Raw genomic sequence first — 13,913 nt, forward strand, 5'->3', positions numbered from 1 at the left:
TCCAGAATGAGGTTGCCATGGTATCCGACAAGCCGCCCCGCCGATCCCGTTCGGGAAAGACACCGGTCACGATCGACCTGGCAGCCGAGGACGCCAAGCCGGTCGCAGAACCTGTGCGCAGCAATGACACAGACGTGCCCGGAGACACACCCTCTGCACGTCCGATCGAAAAGTCACTGGCCGATGATGCGCCGAGCGCCACCGACAAGCCAGCCGCAGAGAAGACAGCAGCCGACCCCGCATCCGTTAACCCCACGCCAAAGGCGGAAGAGCCCGATTTCGCGGCGCAGGACGCGATCGAGAGCGGAACCAGCGAGGGCGTCGCACCCGCACAGGCTGCGTCCACGACATCCGATGCGCGTCTGGCCGATGCAGGCAAGGCGTCATCTTCGGCTGCGACATCCGGCGAGACGACATCCGGCGAGTCCGCCGAACCCGCCGCCACGCAGGGGCTAAAGACCGCTTCAAGCCCGGCCAAGCCTTTGCCCTCCAGCGACAGCTCTGCCACGACCGCTCGCAATATCGCCGACAAGCGCCCCGCAGAGGGCGCCGTGCCCCCCGCGGCCTCAATCTCCAGCCAGACGACCGCGAAGGACGCTAATTCGAAGGACGTTATGTCGGAGGATGCGGTTTCCAAGGACACGGCTTCCAAGGACACGGCTTCCAAGGATGCGACGTCCAAGGATGGGCTGGCTACGGCCACTGTGGCCAATGCCGCGGCGAACCGGGACACCTCCGCAAGCGACATGCGTTCCGCCGGCACGCCATCGGCGGATCAGGTGAAGGATCCGGTGAAAGATCGATGGACGGCTTCCGACGGGCTGAAGTCGACGACTGCGGCGCCACCGGTGCGGCCTTCGGATAGCGGAGCCGGTCGAACCTCGGCGCTTGTCGCCTCCGGCATTATCGGCGGCTTCGTCGCGCTTCTCCTCGCCGGAAGCATGCAATATGCCGGCTATATTCCCGGCTTGAACCAGCAGCCTTCGGCGGCCACCAGCGCCGAACTCGACGATCTGCGGCAACAGATCGCCGGCCTGCAGAGCCCGGTTCAGAATGCGGGGGTCCAGGATCCGGCTATCGAGGAGCGATTGAAGGCGCTGGAAGCGGGCGCCGGCAATAGCACTGGCGAGGATGCGCTTCGCCAGCAGCTCCAGGCCCTGCAGACGGAGCTCGACTCTCTCAAATCCGCTGCCCAGAGCCAGGGAAATCGCGATGACGAGCTTGGCCAGCGGCTCGGGGCGCTGGAAAGCAAGGTGAACGAGCCGGGACGCGACGAGGCCGTGGCACAGGCTTTGGCCGCCGCTGCGCTGAAAGCGGCGACGGAGCGCGGCGGCTCCTTTGCCGCGGAGCTGCAGACCTATGGCGATGTGGCACCCGACGATCCGGCGCTCGGCGAACTTCAGCCCTATGCCGAGCAGGGCGTGCCGACACGCGCCCAACTCAGCCAGCGTTTGCCGGCCGTCTCCAATGCCGTCCTCGCGGCGCTGCATCAGCCCGAAGGCGATCAGAGCGTGACCGACCGGCTGTTTTCCAGCGCCATGCGCATGGTCAAGGTCCGGCCGGTGGGCGAGGCCGAGGGTGACACGCCCGAAGCCGTGCTTGCACGTATGGAGGAACGGGTGAAGAACGGCGATCTGCCTGCGGCCCTTGCCGAGTGGAACAGGCTTCCCGATCCCGCCAAACAGGCTTCTGCCGATTTCCAGAAGGCGCTGACAGCCCGCATTGCGGTCGAAGAGCTGATGAATTCCACGCTGACGCGCGCCATGGCCGGCGCTGACACGAACGGCTGAGGAGACCTGCCATGATCCGCCTTTTCCTGTTCGCGATCTCCATCCTGGCGCTTGGCTGGGGTTTTTCCTGGCTGGCCGACCGTCCCGGCCTCATCACCATCACCTGGCAGAATACCGAGATCGAGACCAGCATCATGGTGGCGGCGACGGCCATCGTGCTCCTGGTCTTCGCGGTCATGTTCCTCTGGTGGCTGATCCAGACGATCTGGACCTCCCCGCATTCCGTCCGCCGCTTCTTCCGGGCCCGCAAGCGCGATCGCGGCTATCAGGCGCTGTCCACCGGCCTTATTGCGGCCGGCGCCGGCAACGCACTTCTCGCCCGCAAGATGACGGCGCGCGCGCGTGGCTTCCTGCGCGCCGATCAGGAGCCGCTGATCCATCTTCTGGAAGCGCAGACTGCCCTGATCGAAGGCCGCCACGAGGAAGCGCGCGAAAAATTCGAGGCCATGGCCGAGGATCCCGAGACGCGGGAGCTCGGCCTGCGCGGGCTTTATATGGAGGCCCGGCGCCTTGGTGCCAATGAAGCGGCGCGCCAATATGCCGAGACGGCGGCGGAGAACGCCCCCTATCTGCCCTGGGCCGCCGAGGCAACGCTGGAATATCGCTGCCAGGCCGGCCGCTGGGAGGATGCAATCCGCCTGCTCGACCAGCAGAAGATCGCCAATGTGATCCCCCGCAAGCAGGCCGATCGCTGGAAGGCGGTCCTGCTGACAGCAAGGGCCTCCGAGCGTCTGGAAGCCGATCCGAAAGGCGCCCGCGACGATGCGAAAGCGGCCCTGAAGCTTGCCAAGGATCTGGTGCCGGCCGGCCTTATCGCGGCCAAGGCCTATCTGCGCGAAGACAGCCTGCGCAAGGCGGCCGCCATTCTGGAAAACCTCTGGAAGATCCAGCCGCATCCGGAAGTGGCGCAGGCCTATGTGCGGGCAAGGAGCGGCGACAGCGCCGCCGACCGCCTCAAGCGGGCCGAGAAGCTGGAGGCGCTGAAGCCGAACAATCCGGAATCGCTGCTGGCCGTCGCCCAGGCGGCTCTCGACACGCAGGACTTCAAGCGCGCCCGCGACAAGGCCGAGGCAGCCCTGCGCATGGATCAGCGGGAGAGCACCTATCTGCTGCTGGCGGATATCGAGGAGAGCGACACACGCGATCAGGGGCGCATCCGCCACTGGCTGAACCAGGCACTGCGCGCGCCGCGCGATCCCGCCTGGGTTGCCGATGGTGTCGTCTCGGAGCGCTGGCTTCCGCTCTCGCCCGTGACCGGCCGGCTCGATGCCTTTGAATGGAAACGCCCCTTCGGCCAATTGGAAGGCCCGGTCGAGGATGGATCGCTCGCCGCCGATACGGCCATTGCCAGCCTGCCGCCCGTGCTCGCATCGGAGACCGCCACGCCAGGATCCGAATTCATGGAGGCAAGGCCGGCAGCACCTGTCGCGCCGGCAAAATCGGCCAATGACGCTTCCGCCACCTTGGACGGAAAGCCGGCACAGGCCGTCGCGCCGAAGCCTTCTGCGACCGAGGAACCACGCTCGCCGACACTGACAGTGGTTGCCAATAACGCGACGGCCCCCTCCGCCGCCACTCCGACGACCGCCACCCCGACGACCGTTACCCCGACGACCGTTACCCCGACGGGCGGCACCCCGAGTGTCGGACCGTCTGTCGATCCCTCCACCAGCAATCCCTCCCCGGCAAATCCCTCTGCCAATCCTTCGGGCAATCCTTCGGGTAATCCATCTTCAAAGCCGCCGGTCAAACCGTCTGCGGCAAGACCGGCCGGCCCGGCTCCCGCTGCGGTCCCGCACGCATTGGACAAGGAGAGGGAAAGCGGAAAGGACAAGGATATGTCGGACGCCGCGCCCGATCCGTTCAACGGCCGTCCGCCGGACGATCCCGGCGTGAAGGATACGGAGAATGCCGGCCCCGCTACACGCCTGAAGCTCTTTTGAGATTGCTGATGTTTGATCGTATCCTCGACTTCTTCCACGACATCACCGGCGACCGGCCGACGGACATGTTTGCTCCCGACGATCCCCGCGTCGCTTTCGTCGCCCTCTGTTTCCAGGTCATGGAGGCCGATGGACGGGTCTCGGAGGATGAAAAGGCAAGACTGCACGATCTTCTGCGGCACCGCTACGCGCTGGACAAGGCGCATCTCGCAAGCCTGATCGAAACCGGACGGACAGCCGGCTCGGAGGCGGTCGACTATTACCGCTTCACCTCCGACCTCAAACGGCACCTCGATCCGGATGAATGCGTCGCTCTTGTCGGGGTCCTATGGGACCTCGTCTATGCCGATGGCGAGCGCAGCGAAATGGAAGACCATGTGATCTGGAGGATTGCCAATCTCTTGGGCGTCTCGGCGCGTGACCGGGTGCTCGAGCGCCAGAAAGTCGCCATTCGTGCCGGAGAGGCGGAACCAGGGTCCGGTTGAGGTCGCTACGGTGTCTGGCGAATGATCGGAAACGGCCCGACGCTAGATGAGTCTTTGTTTGACGTTTCGGGCCTACGAGAAGGCCAGATCTCCATTTCGCCCGATGCACCAAGCTGACGCTTAGCCGGGAGGGCCCGCGGGCACCGTGCCTGCGCCTTCGCCAAGTTCCAGCTGCATGAAGACGGTGTCCAGCCATTGGCCGTGCTTGAACCCGGTTCCGGTCATGGTGCCGACCATGCGGAAGCCCTCCCTCTCATGCAGGGCGCAGGAGGCGGGGCTCGCGCCGCCGATCACCGCCACCATCTGGCGAAAGCCGGCGGCGGTGCAGCGACGGACCAGTTCGGCGAGAAGCCGTCGACCGATCCCGCGCCCACGCGCCTCCGGCGCCAGATAGACCGAATCCTCCACCAGCCAGCGATAGGCCGGCCGGGTCCGGAACGCCGAGGCATAGGCATAGCCCAGCAGCCGTCCATCTGCATCGCAGGCGACGATATAGGGATAGCCACCGGCGGTGATCGCGTCAAAGCGCTGGCGCATCTCGCCCTCGTCGGGCGGATCGATCTCATAGCTCGCCGTGCCGTGCAGCACGCTGTCGCGATAGATGGCGGTGATTGCAGGAAGGTCTGATGCGGTGGCATCGCGGAGCGTGAAGGTCATCGGGGCGCGGGCATATCGGGTGATCGAAAGATGAAGGCGGGAGCGGCGTGATTACGCGTCGCATCTACGCATGGCAATTTGATCCTGTCCATATGCAGGAGGGACCGTCGATGCAGGAAACGGGCAAGTCCTGGCCGGGAGACCACTCTTTCAAGCCTTCAGGCGGCCATACCGGAGAAGGGGATCACAAAAAAGGCGGCCCGAAGGCCGCCTTCTTATCACCTATCCGGTCCGGCAATCAGTTGTTCCGGTTGCCGAGGAACTGGAGCATGAACATGAACAGGTTCACGAAGTCGAGGTACAGGGTCAGGGCACCCATGATGGCCTTGCGACCCATCACGGCAGTATCGTCACCTTCGAAATACATTTCCTTGATCTTCTGCGTGTCATAGGCCGTGAGGCCGGCGAAGATCAGGACGCCCAGAACGGAGATTGCAAAGCCAAGCGCCGACGAGGCGAGGAAGATGTTGACGACGGAGGCGATGATTAGGCCGAACAGGCCCATGATCATGAAGGAGCCCATGGCCGTCAGGCTACGCTTCGTGGTGTAGCCGTAAAGCGACAGGGCGCCGAAGGAGGCCGCCGTGATGAAGAAGGTCTGCACGATGCTCTGGCCGGTGAAGACCAGGAAGATCGACGACAGCGACAGGCCCATCAGCGCCGCATAGACCCAGAAGGTCGTCTGTGCCGCAGAGACCGACATGCGATTGATCCTGAAACTCAGGAAGAATACCATGGCGAGCGGGGCCAGCATCACGACCCATTTCAGCGGGCTCGCGTAGAGCGCGACGCCAAAGGGCGTCAATTGCCCGCCATCGACAGCGAACTGCCATGTTCCGAACGCCGCAAGGCCGGTGATGGCAAGACCGAGCGCCATCAGGTTGTAGACCTTCAGCATATAGGCCCGCAGGCCCTCATCGATCATCGCCCCGGCCTGAGCACCCGATTGTGCAGGGCGGGTCTGGAAGTTGAAACGTTCAGCCATTTTGTCCTCTCAAAGCTCCCGTGTTGTGTACGGTGTCGGGCGAGACCGGCGATCTCGTCGAGATCACCCTTATCGCCCTGGCGCCGCTGCGGAGCCTCAGCAAGCATGCATCAAATATGCGCCGTCCACCGACAGGCTTCAAGTGGATCAAGCCCGAATCTCGGCGGAATCGCCAGAGTGACGAAAATTTAATCCGCGACGTTCGGTGAGCCGGCCGGCCCGCGTCCATTGCGCGATGAGAGTGCGCCGTCAGAGTTCGCGCAGCACCGGTGCGGCCTTCTGTCCCAGAATGCGCCAGGTCCCGGCCAATCCTATGCCCACCGTCAGCACCAGCGCGCCCACCACGGTTGCGACGGCAACCGAGGGGAGGAATTGCGAGGGGAGGTTCATGATCGAACTGACCACCAGCCAGGCCGCCACGCCGCCGGCGCAAAGGGCAAAGACGGCGGTCGCAAAACCGAGGATCAGATATTCGTAGCTGAAGGCGCGGATCAGCATGGCCCGCGTTCCGCCGAGCGTCTTCAGGATCACCGCATCATGGGTCCGGGCCCGATTGCCTGCCGCCAGCGCGCCGGAAAGCACAAGCACCGAGGCGATGAGTGCGACGGCCGCGGCCGCACGAATGGCCGTTGCCAGTTGCCCCACCAATTGCTCGGCAATATCCAGCGCATCCTTCACACGCACCGTGGTGATGGTCGGATAGGCATTGGTGACGGCGCGCAGGATCTCACCCTCTTTGGCGGGGGTCGCCGTCGCATCGGTCAAGGTGGCGAGCCAGGCATGCGGCGCGCCGCGGAAGGTATTGGGCGAAAAGACCATGACGAAGTTGATCGACAGGGATTCCCATTCGACATTGCGGAAATTCGCTATCCGGGCGCTGATCGTCCGGCCCAGCACGTTGACGGTCACCGTATCGCCGAGCTTGAGGCCAAGCTCCGCGGCTTCCCGGGCGGAGAAGGATACCAGCGGTTCCCCGTCATAGCCGGCGGGCCACCAATCGCCTTCCGTCAGCCGGGCATTGGGCGGCAGGCTCTCCTCATAGGTAATGCCGCGATCGCCGCGCAGCACCCAGCGACCGCCGGGCGGCACGTTCATCTGCGTCACATCCTCGCCGTTGAAGGCGGTGATGCGCCCCCGCAGCATCGGCACCAGGTTGATCTTGCCATCCGGCGCGAGGCGCTGCACCACGTCGACAAAGCCCTGTCTCTCGTTCCCCTGAATGTCGATGAAGAAGAAATTCGGCGCATTCTCCATCATCGGCCCGGTCAGCTGGCGCCGCAGATTGCCGTCGATCAGGGCAAGCGTCACGAGCAGCGCCAATCCGAGGCCGAGCGACAGGACGACGGAGGAGGTGAGTGCGCCGGGGCGATGAATGTTGCCGATGGCCAGGCGCAGTGCCGGCGAATTGACGCGCGGCGCGCGGCGGGCAAGCGCCGCAATGCCGGCCGCGACCAGCCGCAGCAGCACAAAGGCGCCGGTGACGGCGCCAAGGAAGACCATGGCGATGAAGCGATCCTGCGCCGAAAAGACGGCAAGGCAGGCAAGAGCCGAGAGCGCCACCGCCGCGGCCAGAAGATAGGGCCAGGCGGGAAGACGACGCTGGTCGAAGCCCTGCTCGCGGAAGAGGGCCGTTGCCGGCACCTGTCGCGCATGGCCAAGCGGCAAAATGGCAAAGGCAAAGGTGGTGAGAAGGCCGAACAAAGCCGCAAGAACGAGCGCTGACGGATAGATGGTCGCCGCTGCCGGAACCGGAAGGACGCTTTCCAGGAAGCCGAGCGCGATGAAGGGCGCAACCATGCCGAGGGCAAGACCGATCAAGATGCCGACCCCGGCAATCAGCAGGATCTGGATCAGGTAAATGGCGGTCACGAGTGAGGCCGGAGCTCCAAGGCATTTGAACGTCGCGATCGTCGTCCGTTTGGCATCCAGGAAGGCACGCACGGCATTGGCCACCCCGACGCCGCCGACGATCAGTGCCGTCAGGCCCACAAGCGTGAGGAATTGCGAGAAGCGATCGACATTTTCCGTCAGAGAAGGGGCGGCGCGATCGGCGCTGCGGATCGACCAGCCTGCGGAGGGAAACTGCTTGTTCGCATCTTCTGCGATGAGACGTCGCTGCAGCGGGTCGGCCAGCTTGATCTTGTAGGCGTGCTCGACCAGGCTTCCCGTCTGGATGAGGCCGGAGGCGAGAAGAGCCTGACGGCTCAGAAGCAGGCGAGGAGCGAAATTGAAACCTTCGGAAATGGCGTCCGGCTCGCTTTGCAGAATGCCGGTGATGCGCAGCCGGGCATTGCCGAGCAGGAGTTCGGTATCCACCGCCACGCCCAATCTTTCCAGAAGAAGCGGGGCCGCAAGCGCACCGTAGACCTCGTTCTGCCCGCCCAGCAGCTCGGCAAGCGGACGATCCGGCTCGCTCTTGACGGCGCCGTACAGGGGATAGGCATCATCGACCGCCTTGACCTCTACCAGCGCCTGTTCCGCACCATCCGGCAGGCGCAGCATGGAGCGAAGCCCGCTGCTGACGGATATCGGCCCAAGGCTGTTCAGATAATCCAGTTCGGGTTTGGTGGCCTCCCGATTGTCGAGCTCGAAGCGGATATCGCCGGCAAGGAGCGTCTGCCCCTGCGACGCGATCGCGCCGGTAATGGCCAGCGAGACGGAATTGACGGCAGCGATGGCGCCGGTGCCGAGCGCTATGCAGGCGAGGAAAATGTAAAAGCCGGCCAGTCCGCCGCGCAGCTCCCGGAGCGCCAGCCGGAAGGCGACGGTGATGCGGGGCCGGGCAGCGGCCGTCATGTTCGGCCGTGCGGCGGCCGTCATACGAGCACGACCTTTGCCTGAGCCTTGGCGCTGTCATCGACGATTTCGCCGGACCGCACACGGATCTGCCGCGAGCAACGCTGCGCAAGGCCCGTGTCATGAGTGACCAGCAGCAGGGTCATCTGACGCTCCTTCTGCTTGGCAAACAGGAGGTCGGCAATCTGCCGGCCGGTTTCCGTATCGAGATTGCCGGTCGGTTCATCGGCGACCAGCACGGCCGGCGATGGGGCGAGCGCCCGGGCAATGGCCACGCGCTGCTGTTCGCCGCCGGACAATTGGCCGGGATAGTGGTGGAGCCGCTCACCCAGGCCGACGGCGGTCAGCTCGCGCCTGGCAATGTCGAAGGCCTCCTTCACATTCGCGAGCTCCAGGGGAACGGCGACATTTTCCAGCGCCGTCATATTGGCGATCAGGTGGAAGGACTGAAAGACGATACCGATCTTGCGTCCGCGGAAATCGGCCAAAGCATCCTCTCCGAGCGCGTGCAGCGGCGTGTCGAGAATATGGATTTCACCGCTGTCCAGACGTTCCAGCCCGGCCAGAACCATCAACAGCGTCGATTTGCCCGAGCCGGACGGGCCGACAATGCCGACGGCCTCGCCGGCGCCGATGGCAAGGTCGATGCTTTTCAGAACGTGAACGGAGGCGGCCGCATGTCCGAGCGTCAGATCAGCCTTCTTCAGCTCGATGATGGTGTTCGTCACGCGCAAGCCTTCCTATATTGGCCGGGAACCGTTTTTGGATCGGCAGGTGAGATCGGGCTTTTGTCCCGGATGTTCTGTCGATCCGGCCAATTTAGGAACAGGTCCATGAAAATGAAAGCAGTACGGCATCACGTGATTGTCATCCTGATGGCAATTCTGGCCATGGCGCCGGCGGCACAGGCAAAGACGCTGCAATTGGTCGGACTGGGCGACAGCCTGATGGCGGGTTATCAGCTGGCGCCGACGGAATCCTATACGGCTCAACTGGAGGCGGCATTGAAGGCCAAAGGCCATGATGTCGCAATCGCCAATGCCGGCGTTTCGGGCGACACAACATCGGCGGGGCTTTCGCGTGTCGACTGGTCTGTCCCCGACGGGACAGATGGGGTCATTCTCGAACTCGGCGCCAATGATGCCCTGCGCGGCGTGGCGCCGGAACAGACGCGCAAGAATCTCGAGGCCATCATTCAGAGACTGCGAGAGCGCAAGATCCCGGTCCTGCTCATCGGCATCCTGGCCCCGCCGAACATGGGCGGCGATTACGGGCAGCGCTTCAATGCGATCTATACCGATCTGGCGCAGCAATATCAGGTGCCGCTCTACCCCTTCTTCCTGGACGGCGTCACCACCCATTCCGACCTTCAGCTGCAGGACGGCATGCATCCGAATGCCAAGGGTGTTGCCGTCATGGTGCAGCGCTCCCTGGAATCTGTGGAAAGCTTCATCAAAACCCTCTCTCCGGGTGGTTGAGCGCCGCTTGATATAAAACATGTCTTGCGCGGAACCTGATTGCGTGTTCCGCTATTGATATCGCAAGAGATTCGAGGAGGTTCGCTATGCCGAGACTTTTCACCGCCCTCGAAATCCCGCGCAGTGCCGCCCTCAGTCTCTCGCTTTTGCGAGGCGGTTTGCCTGGCGCACGCTGGATCGATGTCGAGAATTACCACATCACCTTGCGCTTCATTGGCGATGTGGATGGCCGAACGGCAGACGAGATCGTCACCCGGCTCGACCGCATCGATCGCGAGGCCTTCGAGATCAGCCTCACCGGAATTGGCTCCTTCGGGTCGAAAAAGCCGCATTCCATCTGGGCCGGCGTTTCCCCTTCCGCCGAAATCTTTACCCTGCAGGCGGAGATCGAGCGGATCTGCCAGCGGCTGGGGCTTGCTCCCGATCCCCGCAAATTCACTCCGCATGTGACCCTGGCCAGGCTGCGCTCGGCGCGGGTGGACGATGTTGTGCACTATCTGGCCGGGCGCGGCAATTTTTACACGGCCCCCTTCAAGGTCGGCCGCTTCGTCCTGATGTCCTCCAAGGAATCGGTGGGCGGCGGGCCCTATCTCACGGAAGAGGTCTTCCCGCTTCAGGACAGTCTCGCCGGCTATGCCGACAGAGACTCCGAGCGAGACGCGATGAGTGAGAAGTACTTTTACTGACGGTGAAGTCATGCGACCGCGCAGGCTGACGGAAGACGAGGTCAAACAGCGGCTCGCGGAGCTACCCGCCTGGTCGCTCTCTGCGCAGGGCGACGCTCTGGAGCGCAGCTTTCGCTTTCGAAGCTTCGCCGAGGCCTTCTCCTTCATGACCGAGATCGCCTTTGCCGCGGAACGTCTGGATCACCATCCGGAATGGACGAATGTCTATGCGAGGGTCGATGTCCGTCTGACCACCCATGACAGCGGCGGCGTGAGCGAGCGGGATCTCGCCCTGGCCCTGCTGATGGACCGTGCGGCATCGATACGCGATTGAACTTCACCCTGTGCAGGACCATATCCATCCCTGGCCCATGAGCGAAGGAGGCTTGGATGGACGAGGTCAAGATTGGAGAAATCCTTCTGCCCGGAGACGACAAGACGCAGGAAAAGCAGCAGCGGCAGATCCGCTCGAAGTTCTGGCCGACCATGAAGCGGGCCATGCGCTATATCCCGTTCAGCCGCGATCTTGCTGCCGCCTATTTCTGCGCCATGGATCCGCAGACGCCCGTGCGGGTTCGCGGGATCCTGCTTGCGGCGCTTGGCTATTTCGTCCTGCCGCTCGATTTCCTGCCCGATATCTTTGCCGTGGTCGGCTTCACGGACGATATTGCCGTGCTGATGGCGGCCTTCCGCATGATCCAGTCTCACATCAAGGACAGTCATTATCAGGCGGCGGATGAGGCTTTGGCCGATCCGGATTCCAGGGCTCCCGCCCCGGAAGCGACGCGCTGATTTCCCGCGCCGGTCTTGCCCGCCCACGCCCGAAGCCGCCGGCCGGCGGGGCGCTCCGCCCACACGCTTTCGTGGGGCGCAGGTCATGGCCCCAATCAGGACATGGCCCCAATCTTGCCGGATTCGTCGGGTCATTCGGTGATCGAGGAAACAGATGTCCCGGATCGGGGAGATTTGGCTCCTGTTCAGACAAGCGTCGAACCGGCTGTTGACGGTTTGGTAACCGAAATTACGTCAAAGTGTAGCGGATTGCGACCCCCCGCCCGACCGGAAAGACGGTCGGCCGTTGAACATAAACTGGCAGGACACAATGTTTGTAAGACAGATCGCCCTCGCGTCGACCCTTCTGCTCGCATCCGTTGCAGTTGCTTCGGCTCAGGCGCCGAACCGGATCGGCACATTCCAGAACTGGGGCGCCTATTCCTACAAATCCGGCAAAAGCACGGTGTGCTACGTCCTCTCGATCCCGACGGCCAAGGAACCGGCCTCTGTCGATCACGGGGATATTTTCTTCATGGTCTCGCAGCGTCCCGGCCAGAACATTTCCTATGAGCCGCAGGTCATGGTGGGCTATACGCTGAAGGCGGATTCGAAGGTCAACGTGACGATCGATAACCGGAACTTCGTGATGTTCGTCAAGGACAAGGCGGCCTGGGTGGAAAATGCCGCCGAAGAACCGGCGCTGGTTGCGGCGATGAGGAGCGGCAAGTCCATGACCGTTAAGGCTGTTTCGGCCCGCGGCACCAATACGAGCTACAGCTATTCGCTCTCCGGCATTTCCGCGGCCTTGAAGCAGATCGAGACCTGCAAGTAATTCCGGATTGCCGGATTCCGTCGGATTGGCAAGGGCTGGCCGCACATGGCCGGACCTGATTGCAGTTGAGCTGGACCTGGCCCAGGCGCGGCCGGGCCGGTTTGATGGTGACGTGCGTGGCTTTTGATGATAAAGGCCCTGCAACTGCGGTCGAAGCGCGTCATAATCCTGGCGCCCGCGCCCGCCTCGCGCATTTCACACGCTACAATCCGGACTGCCAGGACGCCTCAGTTTGCGTCGCGCAGCCGTTGAACGGAATCGTATCATGTCTCTTTCCGAAGCAACCGCACCGCGTCTCGCCGTCAAGCAACCGCTCGTGCCGCGCCCGGACCTGATGTCCGGCAAACCTTCGCTGATCGGCCTGACCCGCGAGCAGATGGGTGCTGCCCTTGCCGAAAAGGGCGTGCCGCAAAAGCAGGTTCGCATGCGGGTGAGCCAGCTGTGGCACTGGCTCTATATTCGCGGCGTCTCCGATTTCGATGCCATGACCAATGTGGCCAAGGATATGCGCGAAATGCTGAAGGCGCATTTCACCATCTCCCGCCCGGAAGTGGTGGAGGAGCAGGTCTCCAATGACGGTACGCGCAAATGGCTGCTGCGCTATCCGCCGCGCGGCGCCGGCCGGCCGGTGGAGGTGGAAACCGTCTACATTCCCGAAGAAGGCCGCGGCACCTTGTGCATTTCCAGCCAGGTCGGCTGTTCGCTGACCTGTTCCTTCTGTCACACGGGCACGCAGCGCCTCGTCAGGAACCTGACGGCCGAGGAAATTCTCGGCCAGCTTCTCCTGGCGCGCGACCGGCTGGGCGATTTCCCGGGCCTGGACTCCCCACCCGGCGCCTTCGTGCCGACGGGCGAGCGCAAGGTGACGAATATCGTCATGATGGGCATGGGCGAACCGCTCTACAACTTCGACAATGTGAAGGACGCCCTGCTGATCGCCTCCGACAATGAAGGCTTGTCGCTGTCCAAGCGCCGCATCACCCTGTCGACCTCTGGCGTCGTGCCGGAAATCTACCGGACCGGCGATGAGATCGGCGTCATGCTTGCCATTTCGCTGCATGCCGTGCGCGACGAGCTGCGCGACATGCTGGTGCCGATCAACAAGAAATACCCGCTGGAAGAGCTGATTGAGGCCTGCCGCAACTATCCCGGCCTGTCCAATGCGCGCCGCATCACCTTCGAATATGTGATGCTGAAGGACGTCAACGACAGTCTGGAAGACGCCAAGCGGCTGGTGCAGCTTCTGAAGGGCGTTCCGGCCAAGATCAATCTGATCCCGTTCAATCCCTGGCCCGGCACCAATTACCAGTGTTCGGACTGGGCGACGATCGAGCGGTTTGCGGATTTCATCAACCAGGCAGGCTATGCGTCGCCGATCCGCACGCCTCGCGGACGCGATATCCTGGCCGCCTGCGGACAGCTGAAATCGGAGTCGGAGCGCATGCGCAAAACCGACAGGCTGGCTTTCGAGGCCATGATGATCGCCGGTCACGGTGAGGATGATTGAT

At 63.4% G+C, this 13,913-nt stretch carries 13 protein-coding genes; 9 read left to right on the top strand and 4 right to left on the bottom strand.

Annotation, left to right across the window (positions count from 1 at the left end; translation table 11 throughout):
* Positions 1–17 precede the first annotated feature (17 nt).
* Genes QTJ18_RS20205 through QTJ18_RS20215 form a run of 3 tightly spaced genes read left to right on the top strand, consistent with a single transcriptional unit; the run spans position 18 to position 4,218 of the window.
* Entirely contained in the window at positions 18–1,790 is a 1,773-nt protein-coding gene (locus tag QTJ18_RS20205; protein WP_252754327.1) for a hypothetical protein, read from the top strand.
* An 11-nt stretch (positions 1,791–1,801) separates the two neighbouring features.
* Positions 1,802–3,733, top strand: a complete 1,932-nt coding sequence (locus QTJ18_RS20210; protein ID WP_252754326.1) for a heme biosynthesis protein HemY — start codon at positions 1,802–1,804, stop codon at positions 3,731–3,733.
* An 8-nt stretch (positions 3,734–3,741) separates the two neighbouring features.
* Positions 3,742–4,218, top strand: a complete 477-nt coding sequence (locus QTJ18_RS20215) for a tellurite resistance TerB family protein (RefSeq protein ID WP_252754325.1) — start codon at positions 3,742–3,744, stop codon at positions 4,216–4,218.
* A gap of 120 nt (positions 4,219–4,338) precedes the next feature.
* Here the strand turns inward: QTJ18_RS20215 and QTJ18_RS20220 are convergent, their stop codons facing one another.
* The 4 genes from QTJ18_RS20220 to QTJ18_RS20235 form a co-directional block, all read right to left on the bottom strand.
* Entirely contained in the window at positions 4,339–4,875 is a 537-nt protein-coding gene (locus tag QTJ18_RS20220) for a GNAT family N-acetyltransferase (protein WP_252754324.1), read from the bottom strand.
* 238 nt (positions 4,876–5,113) lie between these two features.
* The gene (locus tag QTJ18_RS20225; protein ID WP_252754323.1) at positions 5,114–5,860 is read right to left on the bottom strand and encodes a Bax inhibitor-1/YccA family protein; all 747 of its coding nucleotides are present in this window, start codon (positions 5,858–5,860) and stop codon (positions 5,114–5,116) included.
* 249 nt (positions 5,861–6,109) lie between these two features.
* Positions 6,110–8,680 (bottom strand): ABC transporter permease, encoded by a 2,571-nt coding sequence (locus QTJ18_RS20230; protein WP_252754322.1) that lies wholly within the window; start codon positions 8,678–8,680, stop codon positions 6,110–6,112.
* A complete protein-coding gene (locus QTJ18_RS20235; protein WP_252754321.1) occupies positions 8,677–9,384 on the bottom strand; it encodes an ABC transporter ATP-binding protein in 708 nt (235 codons plus the stop codon). Before QTJ18_RS20235 ends, QTJ18_RS20230 begins: the two co-directional genes overlap by 4 nt.
* A gap of 105 nt (positions 9,385–9,489) precedes the next feature.
* Here QTJ18_RS20235 and QTJ18_RS20240 point away from each other — a divergent pair, with 105 nt between their 5' ends.
* The 6 genes from QTJ18_RS20240 (at position 9,490) to rlmN (ending at position 13,912) form a co-directional block, all read left to right on the top strand.
* Complete coding sequence (locus QTJ18_RS20240) at positions 9,490–10,134, top strand: arylesterase (RefSeq protein WP_252754320.1); 645 nt, start codon at positions 9,490–9,492, stop codon at positions 10,132–10,134.
* An 86-nt stretch (positions 10,135–10,220) separates the two neighbouring features.
* Positions 10,221–10,820 carry an RNA 2',3'-cyclic phosphodiesterase gene (gene thpR / locus QTJ18_RS20245; protein ID WP_252754319.1) on the top strand — a complete coding sequence of 200 codons (600 nt, stop codon included), beginning with the start codon at positions 10,221–10,223 and terminating at the stop codon, positions 10,818–10,820.
* Positions 10,821–10,830: 10 nt separating this feature from the next.
* Positions 10,831–11,133, top strand: coding sequence for a 4a-hydroxytetrahydrobiopterin dehydratase (locus QTJ18_RS20250; protein WP_252754318.1), 303 nt, complete (start codon positions 10,831–10,833; stop codon positions 11,131–11,133).
* A 56-nt stretch (positions 11,134–11,189) separates the two neighbouring features.
* Positions 11,190–11,591, top strand: coding sequence for a YkvA family protein (locus QTJ18_RS20255; RefSeq protein WP_252754317.1), 402 nt, complete (start codon positions 11,190–11,192; stop codon positions 11,589–11,591).
* 310 nt (positions 11,592–11,901) lie between these two features.
* Positions 11,902–12,405 carry an invasion associated locus B family protein gene (locus QTJ18_RS20260; protein WP_252754316.1) on the top strand — a complete coding sequence of 168 codons (504 nt, stop codon included), beginning with the start codon at positions 11,902–11,904 and terminating at the stop codon, positions 12,403–12,405.
* A 334-nt stretch (positions 12,406–12,739) separates the two neighbouring features.
* Positions 12,740–13,912, top strand: coding sequence for a dual-specificity RNA methyltransferase RlmN (gene rlmN, locus QTJ18_RS20265; protein ID WP_252754469.1), 1,173 nt, complete (start codon positions 12,740–12,742; stop codon positions 13,910–13,912).
* Position 13,913 lies beyond the last annotated feature (1 nt).

This window comes from Rhizobium sp. SSA_523 (assembly GCF_030435705.1).
In the GTDB taxonomy this organism is placed as follows: domain Bacteria; phylum Pseudomonadota; class Alphaproteobacteria; order Rhizobiales; family Rhizobiaceae; genus Neorhizobium.